This window comes from Wenyingzhuangia aestuarii, from assembly GCF_011927765.1.
Lineage (GTDB): Bacteria > Bacteroidota > Bacteroidia > Flavobacteriales > Flavobacteriaceae > Wenyingzhuangia > Wenyingzhuangia aestuarii.
Map to the genome: position 1 here is coordinate 299,702 of NZ_JAATJG010000001.1, position 26,872 is coordinate 326,573.

The 26,872-nt window shown below is 32.8% G+C and carries 23 protein-coding genes; 19 read left to right on the forward strand and 4 right to left on the reverse strand.

The features are described 5' to 3' along the window. The first annotated feature begins 1 nt into the window (after window position 1). From GGR97_RS01295 to GGR97_RS01325, 7 genes are all read left to right on the forward strand, one after another. Entirely contained in the window at window positions 2-1,219 is a 1,218-nt protein-coding gene (locus GGR97_RS01295) for an FtsW/RodA/SpoVE family cell cycle protein (protein WP_167896607.1), read from the forward strand. Between the two features lie 4 nt (window positions 1,220-1,223). Next, entirely contained in the window at window positions 1,224-2,321 is a 1,098-nt protein-coding gene (murG, locus tag GGR97_RS01300; protein ID WP_167896608.1) for an undecaprenyldiphospho-muramoylpentapeptide beta-N-acetylglucosaminyltransferase, read from the forward strand. Continuing rightward, a complete protein-coding gene (murC, locus tag GGR97_RS01305; RefSeq protein WP_167896609.1) occupies window positions 2,312-3,655 on the forward strand; it encodes a UDP-N-acetylmuramate--L-alanine ligase in 1,344 nt (447 codons plus the stop codon). Before murG ends, murC begins: the two co-directional genes overlap by 10 nt. Before the next feature lie 86 nt (window positions 3,656-3,741). Further along, window positions 3,742-4,371: a cell division protein FtsQ/DivIB gene (locus GGR97_RS01310; RefSeq protein ID WP_167896610.1), complete on the forward strand. Its 630-nt coding sequence runs from the start codon at window positions 3,742-3,744 to the stop codon at window positions 4,369-4,371. Between the two features lie 6 nt (window positions 4,372-4,377). Further along, window positions 4,378-5,745 (forward strand): cell division protein FtsA, encoded by a 1,368-nt coding sequence (gene ftsA, locus GGR97_RS01315; RefSeq protein WP_167896611.1) that lies wholly within the window; start codon window positions 4,378-4,380, stop codon window positions 5,743-5,745. Between the two features lie 25 nt (window positions 5,746-5,770). Then, on the forward strand, window positions 5,771-7,909 hold the full coding sequence (gene ftsZ / locus GGR97_RS01320; RefSeq protein ID WP_167896612.1) for a cell division protein FtsZ: 2,139 nt from the start codon (window positions 5,771-5,773) through the stop codon (window positions 7,907-7,909). A gap of 89 nt (window positions 7,910-7,998) precedes the next feature. Beyond that, the gene (locus GGR97_RS01325) at window positions 7,999-8,448 is read left to right on the forward strand and encodes a GatB/YqeY domain-containing protein (protein WP_167896613.1); all 450 of its coding nucleotides are present in this window, start codon (window positions 7,999-8,001) and stop codon (window positions 8,446-8,448) included. Window positions 8,449-8,521: 73 nt separating this feature from the next. Here the strand turns inward: GGR97_RS01325 and GGR97_RS01330 are convergent, their stop codons facing one another. Together GGR97_RS01330 and GGR97_RS01335 are read right to left on the reverse strand one after the other, a co-directional pair. After that, window positions 8,522-8,920: an acyl-CoA thioesterase gene (locus GGR97_RS01330; RefSeq protein ID WP_167896614.1), complete on the reverse strand. Its 399-nt coding sequence runs from the start codon at window positions 8,918-8,920 to the stop codon at window positions 8,522-8,524. An 86-nt stretch (window positions 8,921-9,006) separates the two neighbouring features. After that, on the reverse strand, window positions 9,007-10,053 hold the full coding sequence (locus GGR97_RS01335; protein ID WP_167896615.1) for a LacI family DNA-binding transcriptional regulator: 1,047 nt from the start codon (window positions 10,051-10,053) through the stop codon (window positions 9,007-9,009). A 115-nt stretch (window positions 10,054-10,168) separates the two neighbouring features. On the opposite strand from GGR97_RS01335, the gene GGR97_RS01340 reads away from it, so the two are divergent. Further along, the gene (locus GGR97_RS01340) at window positions 10,169-11,209 is read left to right on the forward strand and encodes an NAD(P)/FAD-dependent oxidoreductase (protein WP_167896616.1); all 1,041 of its coding nucleotides are present in this window, start codon (window positions 10,169-10,171) and stop codon (window positions 11,207-11,209) included. Between the two features lie 7 nt (window positions 11,210-11,216). Then, window positions 11,217-11,624, forward strand: a complete 408-nt coding sequence (locus GGR97_RS01345; RefSeq protein ID WP_167896617.1) for an SPOR domain-containing protein — start codon at window positions 11,217-11,219, stop codon at window positions 11,622-11,624. Here the strand turns inward: GGR97_RS01345 and GGR97_RS01350 are convergent, their stop codons facing one another. After that, on the reverse strand, window positions 11,625-12,014 hold the full coding sequence (locus GGR97_RS01350; protein WP_167896618.1) for a DUF983 domain-containing protein: 390 nt from the start codon (window positions 12,012-12,014) through the stop codon (window positions 11,625-11,627). 118 nt (window positions 12,015-12,132) lie between these two features. Here GGR97_RS01350 and GGR97_RS01355 point away from each other — a divergent pair, with 118 nt between their 5' ends. The 4 genes from GGR97_RS01355 (at window position 12,133) to GGR97_RS01370 (ending at window position 17,428) form a co-directional block, all read left to right on the forward strand. Next, complete coding sequence (locus GGR97_RS01355) at window positions 12,133-14,052, forward strand: ABC-F family ATP-binding cassette domain-containing protein (RefSeq protein ID WP_167896619.1); 1,920 nt, start codon at window positions 12,133-12,135, stop codon at window positions 14,050-14,052. Window positions 14,053-14,124: 72 nt separating this feature from the next. Next, the gene (locus GGR97_RS01360; protein ID WP_167896620.1) at window positions 14,125-15,042 is read left to right on the forward strand and encodes a 1-aminocyclopropane-1-carboxylate deaminase/D-cysteine desulfhydrase; all 918 of its coding nucleotides are present in this window, start codon (window positions 14,125-14,127) and stop codon (window positions 15,040-15,042) included. After that, complete coding sequence (locus tag GGR97_RS01365) at window positions 15,039-16,073, forward strand: glucosaminidase domain-containing protein (protein WP_167896621.1); 1,035 nt, start codon at window positions 15,039-15,041, stop codon at window positions 16,071-16,073. The genes GGR97_RS01360 and GGR97_RS01365 overlap by 4 nt, the downstream gene beginning before the upstream one ends. 143 nt (window positions 16,074-16,216) lie before the next feature. Next, entirely contained in the window at window positions 16,217-17,428 is a 1,212-nt protein-coding gene (locus tag GGR97_RS01370) for a hypothetical protein (RefSeq protein WP_167896622.1), read from the forward strand. Window positions 17,429-17,504: 76 nt separating this feature from the next. Here the strand turns inward: GGR97_RS01370 and GGR97_RS01375 are convergent, their stop codons facing one another. Further along, window positions 17,505-17,987 carry a hypothetical protein gene (locus GGR97_RS01375; RefSeq protein ID WP_167896623.1) on the reverse strand — a complete coding sequence of 161 codons (483 nt, stop codon included), beginning with the start codon at window positions 17,985-17,987 and terminating at the stop codon, window positions 17,505-17,507. A gap of 141 nt (window positions 17,988-18,128) precedes the next feature. Here GGR97_RS01375 and GGR97_RS01380 point away from each other — a divergent pair, with 141 nt between their 5' ends. From GGR97_RS01380 to GGR97_RS01405, 6 genes are all read left to right on the forward strand, one after another. Then, window positions 18,129-20,165, forward strand: coding sequence for a YgiQ family radical SAM protein (locus tag GGR97_RS01380; RefSeq protein WP_167896624.1), 2,037 nt, complete (start codon window positions 18,129-18,131; stop codon window positions 20,163-20,165). Window positions 20,166-20,423: 258 nt separating this feature from the next. Continuing rightward, window positions 20,424-22,037, forward strand: a complete 1,614-nt coding sequence (locus tag GGR97_RS01385; protein ID WP_245229427.1) for a mechanosensitive ion channel family protein — start codon at window positions 20,424-20,426, stop codon at window positions 22,035-22,037. Between the two features lie 445 nt (window positions 22,038-22,482). Continuing rightward, window positions 22,483-23,103: a GNAT family N-acetyltransferase gene (locus GGR97_RS01390; protein ID WP_167896625.1), complete on the forward strand. Its 621-nt coding sequence runs from the start codon at window positions 22,483-22,485 to the stop codon at window positions 23,101-23,103. A 193-nt stretch (window positions 23,104-23,296) separates the two neighbouring features. Beyond that, entirely contained in the window at window positions 23,297-24,493 is a 1,197-nt protein-coding gene (locus tag GGR97_RS01395; RefSeq protein ID WP_167896626.1) for an argininosuccinate synthase, read from the forward strand. 126 nt (window positions 24,494-24,619) lie between these two features. Further along, window positions 24,620-25,597: an N-acetyl-gamma-glutamyl-phosphate reductase gene (argC, locus tag GGR97_RS01400; protein WP_167896627.1), complete on the forward strand. Its 978-nt coding sequence runs from the start codon at window positions 24,620-24,622 to the stop codon at window positions 25,595-25,597. Window positions 25,598-25,671: 74 nt separating this feature from the next. Beyond that, a complete protein-coding gene (locus tag GGR97_RS01405; RefSeq protein WP_167896628.1) occupies window positions 25,672-26,799 on the forward strand; it encodes an aspartate aminotransferase family protein in 1,128 nt (375 codons plus the stop codon). The last annotated feature ends 73 nt before the right edge of the window (window positions 26,800-26,872 follow it).

Below are 26,872 nucleotides of genomic sequence, written 5' to 3' on the forward strand. Positions count from 1 at the left end.
AATGAAGTTGTTAACCTATATAAAATCATACATCAAAGGTGACCTATTTATATGGGCACTAGTTGCTGTGTTGGCATTGTTTTCTTTTATGCCCGTATACAGTGCAAGTACTAATTTGGTATATGTAGCAGGTAACGGAACAACCATAGGTATTTTAATTAAGCATGCAGTATTGCTGTTAATGGGGTTTGGAATTATGTTCTTTATTCACAGAGTTCCTTATCGTTATTTTAGTGGGGTTTCTGTAGTAATGATTCCAATAGTAATTGTCTTATTAATTGTAACACTAGCGCAAGGAACCACTATTGGAGGGGCTAATGCAGCTAGGTGGATTCGTATTCCTATTATTGGTGTAGGTTTTCAAACATCAACCTTAGCCGGTTTGGTGATTATGGTGTACACAGCTAGGTATTTAGCTAGACATAAGGATGTTGAAATTAATTTAAAAGAAAGTTTGTTAAAGCTTTGGACTCCTATAGCCTTAGTTTTGATGTTTATTTTACCAGCCAATTTTTCTACCACAGCCATTGTGTTTTTAATGGTGTTAATGGTGTGTTTTGTAGGCGGATATCCTATAAAATATTTAGCAGGAATTGTAGGGGCTGGAATTCTAATTTTACTCTTGTTTGTATTGTCGGCAAAAGCTTTTCCAGGATTAATGCCAAACAGGGTAGATACTTGGATGAGTAGAATAGAGTCTTTTTCAGACAAAGATTCAAAAGAAGGGTATCAGGTAGAAAATGCAAAAATAGCCATAGCTACAGGAGGATTAACGGGAAAAGGACCGGGTAAAAGTGTTCAAAAAAACTTTTTACCTCAATCTTCTTCGGATTTTATTTTTGCCATTATTGTTGAGGAGTATGGGTTAATTGGAGCTAGTATGGTTTTGTTGGCTTATTTTATGTTGACTTTTAGAATGTATGTGGCAACCAAAAAATCGGGAACGGTGTTTGGAAAGTTGCTGGTTGTTGGAGTAGGATTTCCAATTGTATTTCAATCGGTTATTAACATGATGGTGGCAACCAACCTAGGGCCTGTAACGGGACAAACTTTACCGCTTATAAGTAGTGGAGGTACATCTATTTGGATGACTTGTTTGGCGGTTGGAATGGTCTTAAGTGTAACAGCTTCTACAGAAGTTACAGAAGAAGAATTGGAGTTAAAAAGTGAAGATCCGTTAGAAAATTTATATCCTAAAGAAGAATTAGAAGAAGAATAAAAGTATGAGCAACATAAAGAGAATATTAATTAGTGGAGGAGGAACAGGTGGACATATCTATCCTGCTATTGCCATTGCTAACGAATTAAAAGTTCGTTATCCAGATGCTGAATTTTTATTTGTGGGAGCTCAAGATAAAATGGAAATGGAAAAAGTTCCACAAGCAGGATATCAAATTAAAGGGTTGTGGATTGCTGGTTTACAAAGAAATTTAACCATTAAGAATTTAATGTTCCCTTTTAAATTATTTGATAGTGTTAGAAGAGCAAGAGGAATTGTTCGTGCTTTTAAACCTGATGTGGCTATTGGAACGGGTGGTTTTGCAAGTGGACCTACATTGTATGTAGCTGTTAAAAGAGGAGTACCAGCCTTAATACAAGAACAGAATTCGTATGCTGGAATTACCAATAAATTATTAGCGAAAAGGGTAGATAAAGTATGTGTAGCTTACGAAGGATTAGAATCGTCTTTTCCTGCGCATAAAATAGTATTTACAGGAAATCCGGTAAGGCAAGATTTGTTGACAATTTCATCAAAAAGAGAAGAGGGAGTTCAGCATTTTAAACTAGATACTTCTAAAAAAACATTGTTGGTCTTAGGGGGGAGTTTGGGAGCGAGAGCCATCAATCAAATCATAGAAACCAATTTAAGAGATTTGTTAGGTCAGGAGTTACAGATTATATGGCAAACAGGTAAGTTTTATATAGAAGAGTATAAAAAACACAATAGTTTAGAAGGAGTTCAAACTCATGCCTATTTATCTCAAATGGATTTAGCGTATGCGGCTGCAGATATCATTGTCTCAAGAGCAGGAGCAAGTTCGGTGTCAGAATTATGTATTGTAGGAAAACCAGTAGTGTTTATTCCGTCTCCTAACGTAGCAGAAGATCATCAAACTAAAAACGCAGCAGCTATTGTAAATAAAAATGCAGCTGTTTTGTTAAAAGAATCAGAAAAGGAGCATTTTATGACAAAAATAAAGTGTTTGCTTCAAAAAGAAGAAAAGGCAACTCAGTTGTCAGAAAATATAAAAGCATTGGCTAGGCCAGATGCAACCATTAGAATTGTAGAAGAAATAGAAAAAATAGCCAAGTGGAGTTAAAAGAAATACAGAACATATATTTTGTGGGGATTGGTGGTATTGGAATGAGTGCCATTGCTAGTTATTTTGTGAAAAATGGCAAGCAAGTAGCAGGTTATGATAAAACTCCATCTGTGGTAACCAATGCTTTGGAAGATCAAGGTGTGGCTATTTCTTTTGTTGATGAAATTGAAACTATTGATACCTCTTTTTTAAAGATAGAAAATACGTTGGTGGTGTATACACCTGCCATTCCAAAGGATAGTAAAATATTAGCGTATTTTAATCAGAATGGCTTTAAAGTAATAAAGCGTGCGGCTATTTTAGGAGAAATTACCAAGAGTACTAAATGTTATGCAGTAGCAGGTACGCATGGTAAAACAACAACTTCTTCTATTTTAGGACATATTATGCATGTGTGTAAAACGGGAGCAACTTCTTTTTTAGGTGGAATTACAGAAAACTATAATTCCAACTTAATTTTAGGAGGTGATCAAATATCGGTGGTAGAGGCAGACGAATTTGATCGTTCATTTTTACAATTGGCACCCAATGTGGCTTGCATTACCAATATGGATGCAGATCATTTAGATATATATGGAGAAAAAGAAGCTTTAGAAACTTCTTTTAGAGAGTTTGCTAATAAGGTAACAGAATTATTAATTGTAAAAAAAGGATTACCTGTTGATGGCTTGACTTATGGAGTTGAAGAAGAGGCAGATTATCAGGCTTTAAACGTAAAAATAGAAAATGGATCTTTTGTGTTTGATGTAAAAACACCTAGTGGTTTTGTGCAGAATGTAGTGTTTCATTTGCCTGGTAGACACAATGTGTCTAATGCGTTGGTTTCTATTGCAATGGCAGAAAAACACGGGTTGTCTTTAGAGGAAATTAAGGAGGCTTTAGCTTCTTATAGAGGGGTAAAAAGACGTTTTTCGTATAAAATTAAAGAAGATAATTTTGTATTGATTGATGATTATGCACATCATCCAACAGAAATAGCAGCTGTAGAAAGTGCGGTTAGAGAAATGTATCCAGGGCAAAAAATATTAGCAGTGTTTCAGCCACATTTGTTTTCTAGAACTCGTGATTTTATAGATGATTTTGCAAGTAGCCTTTCTAAGTTTGATGAGGTTGTGTTGTTAGATATTTATCCTGCAAGAGAATTACCTATTGAAGGTGTGAATTCTGCTTGGTTATTGGGTAAAATCACGAATAATAACAGATATTTGCAAACCAAAAAAGAAGTAATTCATACCGTTAAAAACACAGATGCTACGGTGGTAGTAATGTTAGGTGCTGGAGATATTGGAGTATTGGTAGAAGAAGTAACCAAAGAATTGTTAATCGCGTAATGAAAAAATATTTTGTTTACATAAAAACAATTTTGTTCCTACTGTTAGTTGGGCTTATTTTGGGGTTTACCTCCAAAAGAAATGCTATGCGAACGGTTTCTGAGGTAACAATTACGTTTAGCAATGAAGACAATTTATTCTTAACGCATCAAATGGTTAATAACTTGTTGATACAAAAAAGCAAACACGTTGTAAACCAAGCAAAAACCTTAATAAATTTACAAGAATTAGAAAATAAAGTGCAGGCACACCCAATGGTCTCATCTGCACAAGTTTCTGTTGGGGTTACAGGAGAATTAGAAGTAAGTGTAAAACAAAGAAAGCCGTTGGCTAGAATGTTTAATGCGCAGAATGTGGTTTATTTAGATGCTAAAGGTTTAGAAATGCCTTTGTCTAGCAACTATTCAGCAAGAGTTCCCGTTATCAATAATAAAAATGGTTTTATAAAACCAAAAGAAGTGTTTCCGTTAATTCAGAAAATCGAAGCAGATGATTTTTTGAAAAAATTAGTGGTTTCAGTTCAAAAGGATCAAGAAGGATATTGGTTTCAAACTCGTTACAATCAGCAAAAAGTATTGTTAGGCGATTTAAATAAAATCAATCAAAAGTTAAAAAAATTAAAAGTGTTTTACACCTTTATGGAAAAGGATAGTTTGTCTGGCACTTTTAGAAAAATAGATTTACAGTACAACAATCAAGTTGTTTGCTCAAAATAAGTAAGAATGGAAAATAACCGTATTGCTATAGGATTAGATATTGGTACGACTAAGATTGCTGCCATGATTGGTCGTGAAAACGAGTATGGTAAAATTGAAGTTTTAGGAATAGGTAAAGCAAAAAGCCTAGGAGTAAAACGTGGAGTTGTAAACAATATTACTCAAACAATTCAATCAATTCAACAAGCTGTTGAAGAGGCTGAAAATGTTTCGGGTTTAAAAATTGATACGGTAACTGTAGGGATTGCAGGACATCATATAAGAAGCATTCACCATAGTGATTATATTACAAGACAAGATCCAGAGGAGGTAATTGATGAGCAAGACATAGAGAACTTAATCAATCAAGTACACAAATTGGTAATGTTACCTGGTGAAGAAATTATTCATGTACTGCCACAAGAGTTTAAGGTAGATAGTCAATCGGATGTAACAGAGCCTATAGGAATGTACGGAGGTAGATTAGAAGCAAACTTTCATGTTGTAGTAGGACAAGTATCTCAAATTAAAAATATTGGGAGATGTGTGACTAGTTCTGGTTTAGGTTTGTCTGCCATAACATTAGAACCTTTAGCATCTGCAGAAGCAGTGTTAAATGCAGAAGAAAAAGAAGCAGGAGTCGCTTTAATTGACATTGGAGGTGGAACTACGGATTTAGCTATTTTTAAAGATGGTATTATTCGTCACACAGCAGTAATTCCTTTTGGAGGAAATGTAATTACAGAAGATATTAAAGAAGGTTTTTCTATTATAGAAAAACAAGCAGAGTTGTTAAAAGTAAAATTTGGATCTGCTTGGCCAGGAGAAAATAAAGACAACGAGATTGTTTCTATTCCTGGATTAAGAGGTAGAGAACCTAAAGAAATTACTTTAAAAAGTTTGTCTCAAGTAATCCACGCACGAATTACAGAAATTGTAGAGCAAGTATATGTAGAAATTAAAAACTACGGACACGATACGCAAAACGGAAAACTAATAGCAGGAATTGTATTAACCGGAGGAGGTGCTCAGGTAAAACATTTAAAGCAATTGGTAGAATATATTACAGGAATGGATACTCGTATAGGATATCCTAACGAGCATTTAGCAGGAGGTTCTGATGAAGCTTTGTCTAGTCCTATTTTTGCAACCACAGTTGGGTTGTTAATGAAAGGATTGGAAAAATTACCTGAAGAAGTAAAAGAAGAAGAGGTAGAAGAAGCTCCCGTTTTTGAAAGAGTAGAACCAAAAGAAGAGGAAATAATTCAAGAGATACCTGTTGAAGAAGAACCAGAAATGGTGCAAAAAGAAGAAGTAAAGAAAAAAGAAGTTAAAAAATCGTTTTTTGAAAGATTTGCATCTGGATTAAAAGATTTTTTAAACGAAGCAGAATAAAAATTGACCCATAAATCCCATAATTATGAGTGATACATCATTTAACAATGTTGCTTTTGACATGCCAAAGTCTCAATCAAATTCTATTAAAGTAATAGGAGTTGGAGGAGGTGGTAGCAACGCAGTAAACCACATGTTTACACAGGATATTAAAGGAGTAGACTTTGTCATCTGTAATACAGATGCGCAAGCTTTACAAAATAGTCCTGTCCCTAATAAAATTCAATTAGGAGTTAGTTTAACTTCTGGATTAGGAGCTGGAGCAAATCCAGATGTAGGTGAAAAAGCAGCCGAAGAAAGCATTGACGAAATCAAAAAAGTATTGACTTCTCAAACAAAAATGGTATTTATTACTGCTGGTATGGGAGGTGGTACAGGTACTGGAGCTGCTCCAATTATTGCAGGTATTGCCAAAAAAATGGACATTTTAACAGTTGGGATTGTTACTATGCCATTTCAGTTTGAGGGAAGAATGCGTTCTAAACAAGCTCAAAAAGGAGTAGATGAACTTAGAGATAATGTAGATTCTTTAATTGTTATTAATAACAACAAACTAAGAGAGGTTTACGGGAATTTAGGATTCAAAGCTGGTTTCTCTAAAGCAGATGAGGTTTTGTCTACGGCATCTAGAGGAATAGCAGAGGTAATTACACACCACTACAAACAAAATATAGATTTACACGATGCTAAAACAGTACTGTCTAACAGTGGTACTGCTATTATGGGGTCTGCTAAAGAAGCAGGAGAAAATAGAGCAAAGAGTGCTATTATGAAAGCATTGGATTCTCCATTGTTGAATGATAATAAAATTAGAGGTGCCAAAAACGTATTGTTGTTAATTGTTTCTGGAGCCGAAGAAGTTACTTTGGATGAGATTGGAGAAATTAACGATTTTATTCAGGAAGAAGCTGGGTACGAAGCCAACATTATTATGGGGGTGGGTGAAGATGATGAATTAGGAGATGCTATTGCAGTAACTGTAGTTGCTACCGGATTTGCTATTGATCAGCAAAGAGATATTACCAATACAGAGGTTAAAAAAGTATATCATACTTTAAATACAGAACAAACTGCTCATTACAATTTTGAGGAAGAACAATCTGTAGTAAGACCAAGAATGACACGTATTGTTGATGAACCTATTGTAGAAGAAAAAAAGGTAGTTCATCAATTGTTAGAAGAGGAAGAGCCAGAAATGTTTGCTACTCCTAAAAAAGATGTCACTAAAGATTTAGTTTCAACTACATCGGCAATAGAACAAATAGATGTTGTTTTTGAAGAGGTAAATTCTACTGTAGAAGAAAAAATAGAAGAAGTATCAGAAGATGATTTTATTATTAATGATGTTACACCAGATTTATTTTCTGCAATAGAAGAAGAGCCTAAAGCCAAAGTAAATGTTTTTGATTTGCCTGTAAAACAAGCTGTAGAGGTTAAAAACGAAGAAATTAACGTTTTTGATTTACCTGTAGTAGATGCTCAAGAAGTAAAAGTAGAAGCTGTAGCAAAGAAAATTAAAGAAGAGGTTTTTGATATTTTTGAATTGCCTGTAATAGATGTAGAAGAGGTTGTTTTTGAGAAAAAAGAAGAAGCTCCAAAAAGAACGGTATTTGTTTTAGAAGAAGAGGAAGAAGATATTGATGATGAAGTTGAAGTTGTTGCTAAGAAACAAGCAGAACCAGAAGTAAGAGTTGAAAACACTCCTAATGGTGGAAAAAAATATACTCTAGACAGTTTTGATTATCAGCCAACAATTAGCAAATCATCATCTTTACAGATGGATAGAAAAGTTGCTGCAATTGAGGTAAACGAACCTGAAGAAATTAAGTTTGAAGTAAGAGAAAAATCTGTAGCAAGAACCGTTCTAGATGAGGATTGTGATGACAAAGTTTCTCCGTTAAACGTAACGATTTCTGAGTTGCAAAGAAGTGCAGAAAAAAGAAAGAGTACCTTTAAAAAGTACAGTCATCGTTTTAAAACAGCTAGGCTAAATGAGGATGTAATAGACGATATTGAAAGAGAACCTGCTTATAAGAGATTAGGAGTAGAATTACACAGCAAACAAGATGTGGATAAAATTTCTAGAACCTCTATAGATATTTCTAACGATAATGAAGTGACTATTAGAAAGAACAATTCTTTTTTACATGACAATGTAGATTAGTAAAGTATAACATTAAGTATTAAAAACCCAATCCTAATAGATTGGGTTTTTTTAATACTTTTGTATTCCAATCATCTAAACAGAATAAAATGAGTTTATCAAAAAAAATCATGGTTAAAATGAAAGAAGCCATGAAAGCCAAAGATACAGTAGCATTAGAATCATTAAGAGCGGTTAAGTCTGCTATTTTGTTAGCTCAGACAGAAAGTGGAGCTAAAGAAGAATTAACAGAAGATGCAGAGCTTAAAATTTTACAGAAGTTGGTAAAACAACGTAAAGATTCTGCTACTTTATATACAGAACAAGGAAGAGCAGATTTAGCAGAACCAGAATTGGCTCAGGCTGAGGTAATTTCTCAGTTTTTACCTGCTCAAATGACAGAGAATGAGTTAAAAGCGGCTTTAAGTAAGTTAATTTCTGAAACTGGAGCATCATCTATTAAAGATATGGGAAAGTTAATGGGAGTAGCTTCTAAAGAGTTTGCAGGAAAAGCAGATGGAAAAGCAATTTCGGTAGTAATTAAGCAACTATTGTCTTAAGAACTAGTAGATTATAGTATAAAAAAACCGACTCATTTGAGTCGGTTTTTTTATGTAGGAATTAGATCTGAAATTAATCGTTAGTCGCTGCTAATCGGTCTTTTACAAATTCTATTTCTGTTTTTCCGTGTGGTTTTGGTTTACCATCATCACCTAAATTAACCATAATAATATTGTCAACTTTTATAATGGTTTCTCTGGTCATTTTATTTCTTACCTCGCAATTTAGTGTTAAAGATGATTTTCCAAATTTAACAACTTCAATTCCTATTTCAATAATATCACCTTGCCTGGCAGAACTTAAAAAGTTTATTTCTGACATGAATTTGGTAACAACTCTACTGTTCTCTAATTGAATGATAGAATACAAAGCAGCTTCTTCATCAATCCAAGCTAAGAGTTTACCTCCAAACAAAGTTCCGTTTGCGTTTAAATCTTCGGGTTTTACCCATTTTCTTGTATGAAATCTCATATGTTCTGAATCTTTATATAAAGATACGTTTCATAGTATACAAAACAATACTTATGTAATAGATATAAACTGTAGGAGTAGTTGTGTTACTTATAGTTTAGTTTTAAGAAAGATTTGGTAGAACTTCTCATGACTAAATCTGTCTTAATAATTTTGGTTTCGTATTCTGGTTTTTCTACGTCTTCTTCTATTCGCTGAATTAAAAGTTTAGCAGCTTTAGCTCCCATTTTTTCTCCATGCTGACTAATAGTGGTCATTTGAGGACTAGCGTGTCTTGCTAAAATTCCGTTAGAAAAGGCAATTACAGAAAAGTTGCCAGGAATGTTGTATCCTAATTTTTGTGCTACTTTTTGAATGGCAATACCTGTGGCCTCGTTGGTTGTAATAACACCATCAATTTGATGTTGTTCCAACATGGGTGTTAAAGCTTTTTCGTATTCTTTATAGTTAATTTCTGTTAAATCAACCATAATGTCTTGGTTAATAGGAAGGTTAAATTCTTCCAAAGCTTTTAAGTATCCTTTTTTTCTTTTTTTAGTACTTGTTAATTTGTTGTTGGTAGATATAAAAGCAATGTTGGTACACCCTGTGTTTTTTAAATGTTCCACAGCGTTGTAAGTTGCTTTATGATCCTTAATCATTACTTTGTCACAATCTAATTCTTTAGGAATTCTATCAAACATTACAATAGGGAAACCTTCATCTAAAACATCTTGAAAATGACTATATTCTTTGTTAATGCTTGTTTCTAAAGCTGGGGAAATAATAAAACCATCAATACTACCGTTAGATAGCATTTCTAAAATTTCTATTTCTTTACTAGTTTTTTCGTTAGATACACAAGTAATAATTTTGTACCCAAGGTCATTAGCAACCTGTTCAATTCCATTAAAAACTTGTGCGTAAATATATTTAAGCATGTTAGGAATTAATACGGCAATAGTTTTTGTTTTTTTGTTTTTTAAACTTAGTGCATTAAAATTGGGTTTGTAATTAAACTCTTTGGCATATGCCTGAATGCGTTTTTTGGTAACCTCGGCAATTTCATGACTGTCATTCAGTGCCTTAGAAACTGTAGAGATAGAAACGTTCAGTTCTTTCGCTATGTCTTTAATTGTAAGTTTTTTTCTCATAAATTTTATATCCCCAAAAAAATAGTGAATTTTTAGATTCTAAAAGCAAATATACTCATAATTAATAAGTTGTATTTTAATATCCTTCAATTTCTTAAAATTGTAAATTTGCCACATGCAAGTAGATTATATTATTGTTGGTTTTGGATTGGCTGGAATGGCTATTTCAAAAGAATTAGAAGATAAAGGACACTCAATTGTAGTGTTAGATAACGCTTCACAAGTGTCATCGCGAGTAGCGGCAGGAGTTTTTAATCCTGTAATTTTAAAGCGTTTTACTCCTGTTTGGAATGCCGATGAGCAATTGGATTGTTTGTTCCCTTTTTACAAAGAGGTATCAGAAAAATTTGGGGGTGAATATTTAACTTTTTTTGAAACTTTAAAAGTTTTTAAATCTATAGAAGATCAGAACAATTGGTTTATGGCTTGCGACAATCCTTTGTTGGAAAAATATATGAATCCTAAAATTTTAAAAGATGAAATTAAGGGGATTCATTATTTTGAAGGTTTTGGAGAGGTAAAGGGTACCGGAAGGGTTTTGGTTAAAAAAGTATTAGATGATTATATTTTATATTTAAAAAATAAGAATCAATTTTTAGAAATCCCTTTTGTTCATGATGAGTTGGAAATTAACGAGGAATCGGTTGTCTACAAAGATATTACTGCCAAAAAAATAATATTTGCAGAAGGCTACGGCTTAAAAGAAAATCCATTTTTTAATTACTTGCCATTAACAGGTACCAAAGGAGAAATGCTGTTTATTAAAGCTCCTGAGTTAAAATTAACACAACAAATAAAATCGGCTTTGTTTGTATTGCCCGTTGGAGATGATACTTATTGGATAGGTGCTACTTTTAATTGGAATGATAAAACTTTAGACCCTACCCAAGGAGGAAGAAAAGAATTGGTAGATAAGTTAAATACGATGATTGATGTTCCTTACGAAATTGTAAATCAGTTTGGAGGAATTAGACCTACCGTAAAAGATAGAAGACCTTTGGTAGGAAAACATCCTGTACATAAAAATTTAATTGTTTTTAATGGAATGGGAACACGTGGAGTAATGATTGCTCCTATGGTAGCAAAACAACTCTATAATTATTTAGAAAATAAGGAGCCTTTACCTAAAGAGATTGACATAGAAAGATTTAAATAAAAAACAGATGCTTATCTTTAAAGAAAAAAACGCAATGCAGTTCAAAATAAGTAAAATAGTTTGTGCACAATATGTATTTTTAGCAGCTATATTTTTGATAGGTTGTTCATCAAAACAAGAAGAAACCTCTAAAGAAAAAGTAGTAACACCCGTTACACAAAAAGTGGTAGAAAAAGAAACTACTAAAGTTGTGAATACCGTTTCTTACGGAGTGCAAATAGGTGCTTATAAAAAGTTTGATGCTGAATTTACTTCTACCGTAAAAAAAGTAGAAGTAAACGGTTTACAGCATTATGTTTTAGGTAATTTTGCAACGGTTAAAGAAGCAAATAATCTTCAAAAAATCCTGATGGATTTAGGAGTAAAAGATGCGTTTGTGGTAAAGTTAGAAAATAATAAAATTGTAAAGTTTTAATTATTTTACTCTCTTGTTTGGGTCTTTTTGATAGCTTACAAATAAGTGAATCCATAGAACTCTAGAAAGTCTTAAGGTCCATGGAGCTAAGGTAAACAAACCTATGGCAATAGCCACAAGGCTTTCTCTCATGGTAAGTCCAAAAAACAATGTGCTAATTACATAAATAGCAATAGCCAAACCAACACTTAGTCCGTAACCTACATACATAGCTCCGTAAAAAAAAGAAGGTTCTCTCATGTACTTTAAGTTGCATTTTGGGCAGTGAGTTTTAGTAATTGTAGTTTTTAAAACATTAAAAGAAAATTTGTTTTCAAAAAACGCTCCTTCTCTACATTGTGGACATTTAGAAGTAAATATGCTATATAGTTTGCTTTTATTTGTAGACATGGTCTATTTATTTATGGTATTTTTGCGGAACCTTTAAAAAAAGGAAATGCATTAAGGTTCTAGTTGTTACAAGCAAATATAGTTCCAATTTAATAGATATAAGCAACAAAAGTTACATATGGTTAACGTACATAATTTAACAGTTACATTTAATGGTGAAGATCTTTTTTCGGGAATAACTTTTAAGTTAGAAAAAGGAAATAGAGTAGGATTGGTAGGTAAAAACGGAGCAGGAAAATCTACACTATTAAAAGTATTGTCTAAAGATATTCCTAGTGATGGAGGTACCTTAGCTTTTGATAAAGATATTCAGATTGGTTTTTTACGTCAGGATATAGATTTTATTCCGGGCAGAACTATTTTAGAAGAGGCTTATCAAGCTTTTGAAGAAATAAAACAAATTGAAGTTGAATTAGAACAAATTAATACGGAATTAGCAGAACGTACCGATTATGAAAGCGAATATTATGTAGAATTAATGCATAGTTTGGAAGAAAAAACAACTCGTTATGAGTTGTTAGGGGGATACAATTACCAAGGAGAAACCGAAAAGATTTTACAAGGATTAGGTTTTAATAGAGAAGATTTTGGAAAGTTAACCGATACCTTTTCTGGAGGATGGAGAATGCGTATTGAATTGGCCAAATTGCTATTGCAACAAAACGATATTTTGTTGTTAGATGAGCCTACCAACCACTTAGATATTGAATCTATTATTTGGTTAGAAAACTTTTTAAGAGGATATGCTGGAGCCGTGGTTTTAGTGTCTCACGATAAAATGTTTTTGGATAATGTAACCAACCGAACTATAGAAATTTCTTTAGGTCAGATTTATGACTATAAAAAACCGTATTCAGAGTTTTTATTGTTGAGAGATGAGATTAGAGAAAAGCAATTGCAGGCTCAAAAAAATCAAGAAAAAGAAATAAAAGCCAAAGAAGAGTTAATAGAGCGTTTTAGATACAAGGCTACTAAAGCTTCTTTAGCACAATCGTTAATTAAACAGTTAGATAAAGTTCAGCGTATTGAGGTAGATGGAGAAGACAATGCGGTTATGAATGTTCGTTTTCCATTGTCTAAAGAGCCAGGGAAAATTGTGGTAGAGGCCGAAAAATTATCTAAAAGTTACGGAAATAAACACGTGCTGTCTAATGTAGAATTGATGATTGAACGTGGTTCTAAAATTGCATTTGTAGGTCAAAACGGTCAAGGAAAATCAACCTTAGCTAAAATGATGGTGGGTGACACAGATTATTCAGGTCATTTAAAATTAGGACACAATGTAGAAATTGGATATTTCGCTCAGAATCAGGCAGAACATTTAGATGGTGAAGTTACCTTGTTAGAAACCATGGAAAATGCTGCTAACGATGGAAACAGAGCTAAGGTAAGAGACATGTTAGGTTCTTTTTTATTTAGAGGTGATGATGTAGATAAAAAAGTAAAAGTATTGTCTGGGGGAGAAAGAAACCGATTGGCTTTGTGTAAAATGTTATTAGAACCTTTTAATGTTTTAATCATGGATGAGCCTACCAACCACTTAGATATTGCTTCTAAAAATGTACTAAAAAAAGCCTTGGAAAATTTTGAAGGAACGTTGATTTTAGTTTCTCACGATAGAGATTTTTTACAAGGTTTAACTGAAAAAGTATTCTACTTTAAAGACAAAGTGATTAAGGAATATTTAGGGGATTTAGATTATTTCTTAGCAGAGCATAAGTTAGAAGATATGCGTGCTGCAGAAATGAAAACCGTAGTTGAAACGGAAAAACCTGTGGAGAAAAAAGCGGGAAAATTAAGTAGAGAAGAAGAAAAGGAATTAAAGAGAATTAAAAACAGATTTAGCAAAGTAGAAAGATCTATTGCGGATTTGGAAAAAGAAATAAAAAAGTTAGACAATCAACTGGCAGAAGATTACGAGAAACACGCTGCTGATGGAACTTTCTTTGAAAAATACCAAGCTAAAAAAGACGAGCTAGATGCTTTAATGGAAGAACTGTTTGAGTTGGATGATGAAATTTCAACCAAAGAAGGATAGTTAATATGTTCTCTACTCCGCTCGAACACCATCAAGGTCATCGAGCGGAGTAGAGATGTAAATACAAAATTTATGATTTCTCAAAACATACAAATCAACCTTCCTCTTTTACAAGAAAAAGAAGTAGTGCTGTATGTAAAAAGAGAAGATCTATTGCACCCTTTTATTTCCGGGAACAAATTCAGAAAATTAAAATACAATTTAGCAGAAGCTAAAAAACAAAAGAAAGAAGCTTTACTCACTTTTGGGGGGGCATATTCTAATCATATATTGGCTACTGCTGCTGCGGGAAAAGAATTTGGCTTTAACACCATTGGAGTTATTCGGGGTGAAGAATTGGGAGCTAATTTGCAAAAAACGCTCACTCAAAATCCAACTTTACGTCAAGCACATGCGTTTGGTATGGAGTTTTTGTTTGTTTCTCGTTCGGATTATCAACAAAAAAAAGAGTCTGATTTTTTAGCAAAATTAGAGCACCAATATCCCAATAGTTATTTTGTTCCCGAAGGAGGAACAAATAATTTGGCAATCAAAGGCTGTGAAGAAATTTTATCAGAAAAAGATAAAGAATTTACACATGTTTGCTGCGCTATGGGAACAGGAGGAACCGTTACGGGAATTATAAACAGCAGTAACATTCATCAAAATATTTTAGTCTTTCCTGCGTTAAAAGGAAGTTGGATTCAAGATGAAATTAATAGTTTACAGCCCAATAAAGAAAATTGGAAAATGGTTTCGGACTATCATTTTGGTGGCTATGGAAAAATATCCGACGAATTAATTACTTTTATCAATCAGTTTAAAGAAGAAACGAGTATTCCTTTAGATCCTATTTACACAGGAAAAATGATGTTTGGTTTGTTAAAAATGATTGTCAATCATCAATTTAAAAAAGGAAGTACAATTTTAGCAATTCATACAGGAGGACTTCAGGGAATTGAAGGAATGAATGTATTGTTAAAACAAAAAAACAAACAAATTATTTTATGAGGAAATTTTTAGTTTTAGGAGTTGTATTGTTGGTAATTTCTTGTGGGTCTAGTAAAAAAGTAACACAAAAAAGCAATGCCAAAAACATAAATACTCGTCAGGAAGTAATGGTGGTTCCTAGCAAAGAAGCTTTAAAAGAAGTAGAAAAGGCAGTTAAAGAAACTAAAAAAGATGCACATAGTAATTTAAACGAAACAACCTTGGCTTACATAGCGCAATACGCTCCCTTGGCTATGGATGAAATGCGAAAATTTAAAATTCCTGCAAGTATTACTTTAGCTCAAGGAATTTTAGAATCGGGAAGTGGAAAAAGTCAGTTGTCGGCAAAATCCAATAACCATTTTGGAATTAAATGTCACACAGGTTGGAAAGGAGAAAAGGTATATCATGATGATGATGCCAAAGGAGAGTGCTTTAGAAAATATCAATATCCAGCAACTTCGTATCAAGATCATTCTTTGTTCTTAACCACTCGTTTTAGATATGCAAGTTTGTTTAAACTTAAAAAAGATGATTATAAATCTTGGGCTAAAGGTTTAAAAAAAGCAGGTTATGCTACCGATCCAAAATACCCAAACAAGCTGGTTGCTTTTATTGAAAAATACGAATTGTATAAGTACGATAAAATGGTGTTAAAAGGAAAAATAGATACAGACCATTTAACTCAAAAAGCCGAAGTAGCAGAAATTGTAGACGATTTAAAACATGAAGCTAAGAGAAGAAAAAAACTAAATAGAAAAGGAGTACACACCGTAAAAAATGAGGATACTTTGTATTCTATTTCTAGAGAATACAACATTTCTGTAGAGGAACTAAAAGCTTTAAATAATTTATCAGATCATATCATTCATAAAGGAGATGAATTAAAATTAAGAAGCAATGCAAAAAGAGAACATTATCATACGGTAGAGAAAAAAGAAACTTTATATTCTATTTCTAAGGAATACGATACAACGGTAGAGGAGTTGAAAAAGATGAATAATTTAAGAACAAATGATTTATCAATAGGTCAGGAGTTAAGAGTGGAGTAGTTTTTACGTATATAATTTAACATCCATAGTTAAACAATATTTGTTTTTATGGGTGTTTTTTTATTTCCAAACATTCAAATGCAACATTGTTGCATTTGAATGTTTTTATTTTATATTTGCCGTGTATTTATAAAAAAATAAAAATGAAATCTTTTAAAATTTTAGGCTACGCGCTAGCCATTTCTACAATGTTATCTTGTTCAGATGATGAAAACGGAATCACTGAAAAAACAATTCTTGAAGAAGAAAACACAGCTTTGTTAATTTCTGATGTCAATTCAACAAAGTTAAATCTTTTAAAACCTTTTGATAAAACGGTTCAGAGTTTTGAGGCTAGTTATAGTGGAGGAAGTGTTTATGTAACGGAGTCAGGTAGCTATGGTGTTATTACGCATAGAGATCATAACTTTACAGAAACCTTTAGTTTGGGTGGAGAAATTCCTCACGGAGACCATAGTCACAATCTTGGAGAAGTAGGAATGGGAGCTATTAGTTTTGAGAGTGAAAAACCTACACATTTTAAATCTGAGCAGGGGTTTGTACTTGTTTATAATGATGGAGATGCTACTTTAAACTTATTTAATGAAAACAGTATTCATAACAATGCTTCTCTGGTAAGGTCTATAGGTACAGGTTCTGTTGCTCATCATGGAGCTATGGTTGTTTTTAACAATGGAACAATTGCGGTTACAGCATTGGGTAATGGTGTTGGATTGCCAGAAAAAGTGCAGATAATAAATCAAAGTGGAGAGGTAGTTTATGGAGGTGAATCAAGCGTTGTCACTTCTGGAATTCATGGAAGTGCCGGAAATGGAACGGTGGCTGTTTTTGGTTCTAACACAGGTGTTTTGGTTGTAAAAAGTACTGGAGAGCAAAGCTTGATTGATTATCCTAATGATTTTGAAGAGAATGTGTGGTTTGGGAGTTTGTTAAGTACCAATGTTGCTAATGTATTTGTTGGGTATACAGCTAGTAAAGGAGTTTATTTTATAAATATAGATAGCAAAAAAATAACTCCTGTTTTTGAAAACACAAACTTGTTTAAATGTATGATGTCAAAAGAAGGTGATCTTGTAGCAGGATTGTCTAAAGAAGGAAACTTTAGTGTTACAGATGTAGTTAGTGGAGTAGTACAATACCAGGGAAAATTAAATATTACTATGGATACAGAATCTACAGATCATGGTTCGGTAATTAGTAATATGGCCATAACAGATAGTTTTCTATATATTTCTATTCCGTCAAATAAAAAAATAGTTCAAATAGACTTAGCGGATTTAACTATTCAAAATGAGTTTAATTTAGAAATTACACCTTATCAGTTTCAAGTATTAAAACACGATTTGGATCACTAAATAGATTAGAATCTTATTGTAAAAAAAGCCTCTTAAATTATTTTAAGAGGCTTTTTCTGTTTGATAGCGATAGTATTTAAGCAGCAGATTTATCACATTTCTGATCTCTTTTACCATTGCATCCTTTGTGGCCTTTTTTCTTGTGGCTAAACATTGCTTTTCTTTTTTGTCCATGTTTTTTATGCATTTCTTTCCAAGTAGCATATTGGTCTTTGTTTAAAATGTTTTTCATTTTATTTTGAAAAGCTTCTTGTTCTTCTATGTGAGCCATAGCCATTTTAAACTTATCATCACTAGAAAGTATTTTTCTATCTTGCTTGTGTTCTCCTCTTTTAGATTTAAATTCAGCTTTTTTAGCTTCCATTTTAGTTGCTTTATCAACCATGATAGGTGTAATCTTAGCAATTTGTTTAGAACTTAAATCTAAATCAATGCTTAGTTTTTTAATCATTAACTGAGTTTTTTGTTCGGTGCTTAATTCATTTTTTTGATGCTGTCTTTTTTGAGAAAAAACAGTTGATGAGATAATGAATACGGCTAATAAAAGTATTTTTTTCATGATATAAGTTTTTAGAATTACTATTACTTTAGACCTTAGCTTTTTAAAAAAGTTTTAAAACCTTTAAGTTTTTGTGCTTATCAGCAAGTACTGTTTTGTTCTAAAGGCTTACAATTCACTTTTTCCCCGTATCTTTGCGCTATGGAACAAGAGTTAAGACTATCAAGCTGGTTGCCAACCACTAAGAAAGAATGTAAGATTAGAGGATGGGATGAATTAGATGTAATTCTATTTAGTGGAGATGCCTATGTGGATCATCCATCATTTGGACCTGCAGTAATTGGTCGTTTGTTAGAGAGTTACGGGTTACGTGTAGCTATTGTACCACAGCCAAGTGTTACAGATAACTTACAGGATTTTGAAAAACTAGGAAAGCCAAGATTGTTTTTTGGAGTGACTTCTGGGGTAATGGATTCTATGGTAAGTAACTACACAGCTAGTAAACGTAGAAGAGATAAAGATGCTTATACACCAAATGGAGATAAAGGTTTACGTCCTGATTATGCCACTATTGTATATTCTAAAATTTTAAAAGAAAAATATCCAGATACTCCTGTATTAATTGGAGGGATAGAGGCTTCTTTAAGAAGAGTTACGCATTATGATTATTGGTCCGATAAATTAAAGCCTAGTATTTTAAAAGAATCGGGTGCTGATATTTTGGTGTACGGAATGGGAGAGCAACCTTTAAAAGAGATTGTAACTTTAATGCAAAAAGGAGTTCCGTTTAGTTCTTTAAAAACAATTAAGCAAACCGCTTATTTACAGCCTAAAGAGGAGCCTTTACAAAAAAATAAAAATTGGGTAGATAAAAGATTAAGCTCTCATGAAGCTTGTTTGGCAGATAAAAAAACATTTGCAGCCAATTTTAAAACCATAGAACAAGAATCTAATAAAACCTACGGAGGTAGAATTTTACAAGATATAGATGATGAGGTTTTGGTTATCAATCCACCGTATCCAACCATGTTGGAAAAAGAGATAGATGCTTCTTTTGATTTGCCTTATACAAGGTTGCCACATCCAAAGTACAGCAAGCGTGGACCTATTCCTGCGTTTGAAATGATAAAGTTTTCTATCAACACGCATAGAGGCTGTTTTGGAGGATGTAGTTTTTGTACCATTTCGGCACATCAAGGAAAATTTATAGCTAGTAGAAGTAAAGAGTCTATTTTAAAAGAAGTAGATCAGGTAGCTAGTATGCCAGATTTTAAAGGGTATTTGTCTGATATTGGTGGGCCATCAGCCAATATGTATCAAATGAAAGGAAAGGTGCAAGAAATTTGCGACAAGTGTGTAGCTCCTTCTTGTATCAACCCAGTAATTTGTTCAAACTTAGATACTTCTCATGCTCCTATGACAGATTTGTATCAGGCAGTAGACAAGCATCCAAAAATTAAAAAATCTTTTATTGGTTCTGGAATTCGTTACGATATGTTAGTGCCAGATTTTAATAAAAATGCAGATCCTCAGGAGTTAGAAGATTACACAGAAGAGGTAATTACCAATCACGTATCGGGTCGTTTAAAAGTGGCTCCAGAACATACTTCAGATAAGGTTTTAAAGTTAATGCGTAAGCCATCGTTCTCAAACTTTCACGACTTTAAAAAGATTTTTGATAAAATCAATTTAAGAAAGAAGTTAAATCTGCAATTGATTCCTTATTTTATTTCAAGTCATCCACAGTCCGAAATTGAAGACATGGCAAACATGGCTGCAGAAACTAAAGATATGGGATTCCAATTAGAGCAAGTACAAGGGTTTACACCAACACCTATGACAGTAGCTACGGTTATTTATTATAGTGGATACCATCCTTATACTTTAGAAAAAATGGACACTCCTAAAACAGCTCAAGAAAAAGAAGAGCAACACCGATTTTTCTTTTGGTATAAAAAAGAAAATCAAGCTTGGATTCGTAAATCGTTAACCAAAATAGGAAGACACGATTTGTTAAACAAGTTGTTACCTAAAGGAGGAACCAATACGTATAAAAAAGATTTTAAATCTAAAAATACTTTTGATGATACGGTAGATGTTCCTAAGGGAATCATTAATAAAAAATCCAAACCTACTAGAGGAAAAAGAAATCAAGATGGGTTTGTAAGTGTTTTAGATAAGAACAAAAAAACAGAAGAACCTTTTAAAAAGCGAAAGCCTAAAAAAAGAAGAAGATAGAAAGAATGCTTTGTGAATATCACAAGGCATTTTTTTTCGACTTTTTTTAAATGAGAATTAAACCTTTTGTATCTGTTTGGGTCTTAGAATAGATTACAAAGTTTTTTGGTTAGTAAATTTGTAATTTTTTAATCATACTTAAGATAATTGATTAAAGATTTGGTTAGTTTAAAGCTCCTAGCATTTGTTAGGAGCTTTTTTTATTGTAATCAGAAGCAAATGGCTATTTTTGAATATCTAAAAATAGACCCATTGATTATGAAAAGAATAGTATTGTTTTTCTTGTTGATAAGTGCATCGTTAATAGCACAAAATGACGAAGTTAAAGTAGACTTGTCTAGTCCTTATAAAACAATTTTTACTCACTTACATTTTTTACAAGCAGAAAGCTATAATGAACAAAAGGCTGCGGCTACCATTAATGGAGAGTCGCTAGAGAAATCTATTCAGATTGCTATAAAAATTAAGCAAGTTTTAGACGGAAAAGGATTAAAGGTAAATATGAAAAATTTGCCAACCAATCCAAAATATAAGGATACCATTTCTGAGGTTGAAATTAGAAGTCAATACGTTTTGTTTCCTAAGCAATTACCAGAAGTGTATTTAGAAAGAGTAAACGGTAAATGGTACTATAGTCAAGATACCAATGAGCAGATTTTTTCAATTTACAAACAAGTGTTTCCTGCAGGTACAGAATTCATCAAAAAAATAATTCCTAATGTAGGACACAAGGTTTTTTTAACAATTGAATTGTGGCAATATGTTGGAATTTTCATTTTTATCCTTCTAGGAGTTTTGTTGTTTTGGCTATTAAACAAGACTATTTTCTTTGTGTTAAAAAGGTTGGAGAATTTTTTCATGCGTTTTTCTCATGACTCTTTAAATAAAACTTTAGATAAGTTGTCTAGACCGGCTGCCTTGTTAATTGTGTTCTATTTAATAGAGGTTTATATTCCTGTTTTACAATTTAATATTGATATCAATTCTTTTTTGATTAAAGGATTAGAGATTGGACAAATTGTTTTGTGGATATACGTTTTCTTAGAAATTGTAAGTGTACTAATAGAGGTGTATGTTTCTTATACATCAAGAACAGATAGCAAGTTAGATGATCAATTAGCTCCTATTTTAAGTAGATTGTTAAAAGTGTTGGTGGTTTTTCTTGGGGTTTTAAAAATGCTAACCATTTTTGGAGTAAACACAACTACGGTTATTGCAGGGGCTTCTATAGGAGGTTTGGCTGTTGCTTTGGCATCTCAAGACACGGTTAAGAATTTAATAGGTACGTTTATGATTTTCTTAGACAAACCTTTTCAAATTGGAGATTGGATAGAAGGTGGTGGTGTAGAAGGAACGGTGGAAGAAGTTGGTTTTAGATCTACAAGAATTAGAGCTGTAGACACTTCAATTTTTACCATTCCTAACAGTAAGTTGTCAGAAATTGTGATTAATAATAAAGGATTAAGACAGTATAGAAGGTATCAAACCAAATTAGGAATTAGATACGATACTCCTCCAGAATTAATAGAGGCTTTTGTGGTAGGAGTTAGAAGAATTATTGAGTTACATCCAGAAACTTTAACAAAATCTTACAATGTAGAGTTTGTTGGTTTTGGAGATTCCGCTTTAGAGGTATTAGTAAACACCTATTTTGTGTCTTTAGAGTGGGGAGTAGAACAATCGTCAAAACATAGATTGCATATGACTATTCTAACCTTGGCAGCAGAATTAGGAGTAGATTTTGCTTTCCCATCACAAACAGTCATGATAGAGCAGTTTCCAGAAAAGAGTAATGCCAATGGAAAATATGAAACAAATCAAGAAAAAATAAACGAAATTCTAAAAAACATAGAAAACGGATTTAGAGATTAGTATGTTTTTTTGATTGTTTATTGATTATTTAATAAAAAAATATATCTATATTTGAGGATATTGGAAATAGATAGATTTTGTTTTGTTAAAGTCATTGTTTCATAATTAATTGATTTAATTATATTCATGTTGATTATTTTTTCGCTGTTGAGCTGGTTACTCAACAGCGATTTTTTTTTTGTTGCTGTTTTTTAAGTGATTAGCAATAAATCTTTTCTCTATATTAATTTATAATTGTATTTTTGCACCCTATTTTTTATTAATAACTATGCATCAGGCAGTTAATATATTATTTTCATATGCTTCAGGTAAAATTACCTGCAGTACTGCTATTGTGTTTATTCGTAGGCGACGAATTAGAGAATAGCCTGTTGTTACAGGGTATTCAAAATTTTTAACACCTAATTTTTAGCTAAAACGAAACAAAACTTATAAAAACACAATAATGAAAATTGTATCTGCCAACAAATCACATTTTAAATACGCTGACATCATATGCGATACCATAGAGACTTCTGCAAGAGTTAGAGGAACGGGTATTGCTAAGAGAACTCCAGAGTATATTAAAAAGAAACTAGAAAGTGGTGATGCTGTTATTGCTTTAGATGGAGTTAAATTTGCAGGTTTTTGTTATATAGAAACTTGGGAGAACAAATCTTATGTAGTTCACTCAGGACTAATTGTACATCCGGATTACAGAAATCAAGGATTGGCAAAAAAAATAAAAACAAAAGTTTTTAATCACTCTAAAGAAAAGTATCCTGATGCTAAAATTTTTGGAATCACTACTGGTTTGGCAGTGATGAAAATAAATTACGAGTTAGGATATAAGCCTGTTACTTTTTCAGAGCTTACTAGAGATGAAGCTTTTTGGAATGGATGTAGATCTTGTAAAAACTTTGACATCTTAGAGCGTAACGAACGCAAAATGTGTTTGTGTACAGGAATGTTACACGATCCTAAAGAAGCGGAACGCAAAAACTTAAACAAAACAAAGGAGCCTAGTTTTGAGTTTAAAGCGAAGTTGGCTAGATTGAAAGATAAATTCTTTCATAAAAAAAGCTAAAACTTGTTAAAAAAATCTAATTCAAATCTGAATTAGTGTTTTCATTCGTTAATTTTTAATGTTTCATTCACATTCCGTATTTTTGCGGACTGAATATTAAATCATTACTGTTTAAGGTAAAGTGGTCTTCGATGGTAGTCAAGATGAATTGTTCTTGACTAGGCTCGAATACCTATTAAAATATATAAATATCATGGAAAAAGTAGTATTGGCATATAGTGGAGGTTTAGATACTTCGTATTGTGTAAAATATTTAATCAACGAACTAAACTTAGAAGTGCATTCAGTTTTGGTAAACACAGGTGGTTTTACCAAAGAAGAATTGGCTGTTGTTGAGAAAAAAGCATACGAAATGGGAGTTACCTCTCATGCTAGTAAAGATATTATTGAAAAATACTACGATAAAGCTATTAAATACATGGTATACGGTAACGTGTTAAAAAACAATACCTATCCATTATCTGTATCAGCAGAGCGTGTGTTTCAATCTATAGAGGTTGTAAAATATGCAAAGTCAATAGGAGCAAAATACATTGCACATGGTTCTACAGGAGCAGGAAATGATCAAGTTCGTTTTGATATGATTTTCCAAACCATCGCACCAGAAATTGAAATTATTACTCCTATTCGTGATTTAAAATTAGCTCGTCAAACGGAGATTGATTATTTAAAATCTCACGGAGTAGATATGAACTGGGAAAAATCTAAATACTCGGTTAATAAAGGTATTTGGGGAACATCAGTAGGTGGAGTAGAGACTTTAAAATCTCAAAAAGCATTACCTAGCGAAGCGTACCCAAGTCAATTACAACGTAATGATGAAGAAGAAGTAACCTTAACTTTTGACAAAGGTCAGTTAGTGGCTTTTAATGGAGTAAAAGATACTCCGGTAAACAATATTTTAAAGCTAGAAGATGTAGCAACTCAATTTGCTATTGGTAGAGATATTCACGTTGGAGATACCATTGTAGGAATTAAAGGACGTGTAGGTTTTGAAGCTGCTGCTGCAACGGTTATTATCAAAGCGCATCACTTATTAGAAAAGCATACTTTGTCTAAAGCACAACAAATTACCAAAGAAGGATTGGCAACTACTTATGGAACATTTTTCCATGATGGTCAGTACTTAGAGCCTTTAATGCGTAACATAGAAAAGTTTTTAGAAGATTCTCAAAAAACAGTATCGGGTGATGTATATGTAACCTTACGTCCATATCATTTTATTGTAACAGGAATAGATTCTAAATACGATTTAATGGCTTCTGGATTTGCAGACTACGGTGAAGAAAACAACGCTTGGTCTAGTCAAGATGCTAAAGGGTTTATAAAAATATACGGTATGCAAAATAAAATCTTTTACCACGTAAATAAAGATTTGTTAGATGCATAGTTAAAAAGTTGTTTATAGGATGAATCGTTTATTTGTTTAATCGATTTAACTAAAAACAAGAACGTTTAAAAGTTGTTAGGTGATCGAGCGTAGTCGAGATTATATAACTTTAAAAACTAAAATGAAATGATAAAAGCAGGAATAGTAGGAGGAGCAGGATATACAGCAGGAGAATTAATCAGATTGATTTTAAATCATCCTGAATTAACATTGGATTTTGTGTACAGTACTTCTAATGCTGGAAACAAATTATACAAAGTACATGTAGATTTGTTAGGGGATACCGAACAAGATTTTACAGATACCATTAACCCAGAGGTTGATGTGTTGTTTTTGTGCTTAGGACACGGAAATTCTACTACTTTTTTACAAAATAATACGTTTTCTGACAACACTAAAATCATCGATTTAAGCAACGATTTCCGTTTGAATGCAGATATGGTTTTTGAAGGAAAAGAATTTGTATACGGATTGCCAGAAGTAAGCAGAAAAGAAATTAAGAAAGCAAAATACATTGCCAATCCTGGTTGTTTTGCTACTTGTATTCAGTTTGCTTTGTTGCCTTTAGCAAAAGCTAAAAAATTAGAAAACGATATTCATATCAACGCTACTACAGGAGCTACAGGAGCGGGAGTTTCGCCAACGGCAACATCTCACTTTCCTTGGAGAGATAACAACTTTTCTGTGTACAAACCTTTTACACACCAGCATTTGGGTGAAATAGGAGAAACGTTAGAAGCTTTACAAGGTTCTAAAGCAGGAGAATTGTTCTTTATTCCAAATAGAGGAAACTTTAGTCGTGGAATTTTTGCATCAGTCTATACCAAGTTTGATGGAACTTTAGAAGAAGCTAAAGAGATTTTTACACGGTTTTATGCAGATGCACCTTTTGTTCACATTACGGATGCACCTGTGAATATGAAACAAGTTGTGAATACAAACAAATGTGCCATTTCCTTAATCAAACACGGAGACCAAATTTTAATTTACTCTGCCATCGATAATTTATTAAAGGGAGCTTCAGGACAAGCGATTCAGAACTTAAATTTAATGTATGGTTTTGAAGAAACTTTAGGGTTGAATTTAAAAGGAAGTGCATTTTAAATAGTACAAAGTATACAGTACAAAGTATTAAGAATACTCTGTACTCTGTACTCAGTACTTAATACTAAGAAAAAATGAAATTATTTGACGTTTACCCATTATACAACGTGACTCCTGTAAAAGCAGAAGGAGCTTATGTTTGGGACAATAAAGGAGATAAATATTTAGACTTATACGGAGGTCACGGAGTGATTTCTATTGGTCATACACATCCACATTACAAAGCTGCGTTAGAAAATCAATTAAGTCAAATTGCTTTTTATTCTAATGCTATTCAAAATCCATTACAACAAGAATTGTCTGATAAATTAGGAGAATTATCAGGTTGTGGAGAAGAGTATGCTTTGTTTTTGTGTTCTACAGGAGCAGAAGCAAACGAGAATGCTATTAAAGTAGCTTCTTTTTACAATCAGAAGTCTAGAGTAATTGCGTTTCAAAATGGATTTCACGGACGTACTTCGGCAGCTGTATCGGTAACAGACAATAAAAAAATTATTGCTCCGGTAAATGCGCACAATCCTGTGACTATTTTACCTTTAAATGATATTGAAGCTGTAAAAGCTGAAATTGAAAAAGGAGACGTAACAGCAGTTATTGTAGAACCAATTCAGGGAGTTGGAGGATTAGATATGCCAACCACGGAGTTTTTAACGGAGCTACGCTCAATTACAAAACAACACAATGTGTTGTTAATCTTAGATGAGGTTCAGTCTGGTTACGGACGTTCTGGTAAATTCTTTGCGCACCAACATCACGGAATCAAAGCAGATATTATTCCAATGGCAAAAGGTATGGGGAATGGTTTTCCTATTGGAGGAGTGTTAATTGCCAATCATATTGAACCTTGGTACGGAATGTTAGGGACTACTTTTGGAGGTTCTCACTTAGCTTGTGCTGCGGGTATTGCGGTGTTAGATGTGATGAAACAAGAAAACCTAATGCAAAATGTTCAGGATGTAAATGCTTATTTTCAAGAACAAGTAAAAGATTTGCCAGGTGTAAAACAAGTAAAAGGAAAAGGATTAATGCTTGGGTTAGAATTTAACTACGAAGTAGGAGAATTGCGCAAGAAATTAATTTACGACTATAAAATATTTACAGGAGGAGCCAACAACAAAAACTTGTTGCGTATTTTACCACCTTTAAATGTAACTAAAGCAGATATTGATGTGTTTGTGAAAGCATTGAAAGAATTATTATAAGATATTTATTATTAGTAATTTTACAGAGTTCTTGAGCAATCAAGAACTCTTTTTTGTTAAGAAGAAACAAATA

Bases quoted from the DNA above. Each gene is read 5' to 3' on its own strand.
- GGR97_RS01385 (WP_245229427.1), top strand. From the start codon at position 20,424: ATGAAAAGAATAGTATTGTTTTTCTTGTTGATAAGTGCATCGTTAATA.
- GGR97_RS01335 (WP_167896615.1), bottom strand. From the start codon at position 10,053: ATGAGAAAAAAACTTACAATTAAAGACATAGCGAAAGAACTGAACGTT.
- GGR97_RS01405 (WP_167896628.1), top strand. From the start codon at position 25,672: ATGAAATTATTTGACGTTTACCCATTATACAACGTGACTCCTGTAAAA.
- GGR97_RS01295 (WP_167896607.1), top strand. From the start codon at position 2: ATGAAGTTGTTAACCTATATAAAATCATACATCAAAGGTGACCTATTT.
- GGR97_RS01350 (WP_167896618.1), bottom strand. From the start codon at position 12,014: ATGTCTACAAATAAAAGCAAACTATATAGCATATTTACTTCTAAATGT.
- GGR97_RS01390 (WP_167896625.1), top strand. From the start codon at position 22,483: ATGAAAATTGTATCTGCCAACAAATCACATTTTAAATACGCTGACATC.
- GGR97_RS01365 (WP_167896621.1), top strand. From the start codon at position 15,039: ATGAGGAAATTTTTAGTTTTAGGAGTTGTATTGTTGGTAATTTCTTGT.
- GGR97_RS01360 (WP_167896620.1), top strand. From the start codon at position 14,125: ATGATTTCTCAAAACATACAAATCAACCTTCCTCTTTTACAAGAAAAA.
- ftsA (WP_167896611.1), top strand. From the start codon at position 4,378: ATGGAAAATAACCGTATTGCTATAGGATTAGATATTGGTACGACTAAG.
- GGR97_RS01380 (WP_167896624.1), top strand. From the start codon at position 18,129: ATGGAACAAGAGTTAAGACTATCAAGCTGGTTGCCAACCACTAAGAAA.
- GGR97_RS01395 (WP_167896626.1), top strand. From the start codon at position 23,297: ATGGAAAAAGTAGTATTGGCATATAGTGGAGGTTTAGATACTTCGTAT.
- GGR97_RS01370 (WP_167896622.1), top strand. From the start codon at position 16,217: ATGAAATCTTTTAAAATTTTAGGCTACGCGCTAGCCATTTCTACAATG.
- GGR97_RS01375 (WP_167896623.1), bottom strand. From the start codon at position 17,987: ATGAAAAAAATACTTTTATTAGCCGTATTCATTATCTCATCAACTGTT.
- ftsZ (WP_167896612.1), top strand. From the start codon at position 5,771: ATGAGTGATACATCATTTAACAATGTTGCTTTTGACATGCCAAAGTCT.
- GGR97_RS01340 (WP_167896616.1), top strand. From the start codon at position 10,169: ATGCAAGTAGATTATATTATTGTTGGTTTTGGATTGGCTGGAATGGCT.
- argC (WP_167896627.1), top strand. From the start codon at position 24,620: ATGATAAAAGCAGGAATAGTAGGAGGAGCAGGATATACAGCAGGAGAA.
- GGR97_RS01355 (WP_167896619.1), top strand. From the start codon at position 12,133: ATGGTTAACGTACATAATTTAACAGTTACATTTAATGGTGAAGATCTT.
- GGR97_RS01345 (WP_167896617.1), top strand. From the start codon at position 11,217: ATGCTTATCTTTAAAGAAAAAAACGCAATGCAGTTCAAAATAAGTAAA.
- murG (WP_167896608.1), top strand. From the start codon at position 1,224: ATGAGCAACATAAAGAGAATATTAATTAGTGGAGGAGGAACAGGTGGA.
- GGR97_RS01330 (WP_167896614.1), bottom strand. From the start codon at position 8,920: ATGAGATTTCATACAAGAAAATGGGTAAAACCCGAAGATTTAAACGCA.
- GGR97_RS01310 (WP_167896610.1), top strand. From the start codon at position 3,742: ATGCGAACGGTTTCTGAGGTAACAATTACGTTTAGCAATGAAGACAAT.
- GGR97_RS01325 (WP_167896613.1), top strand. From the start codon at position 7,999: ATGAGTTTATCAAAAAAAATCATGGTTAAAATGAAAGAAGCCATGAAA.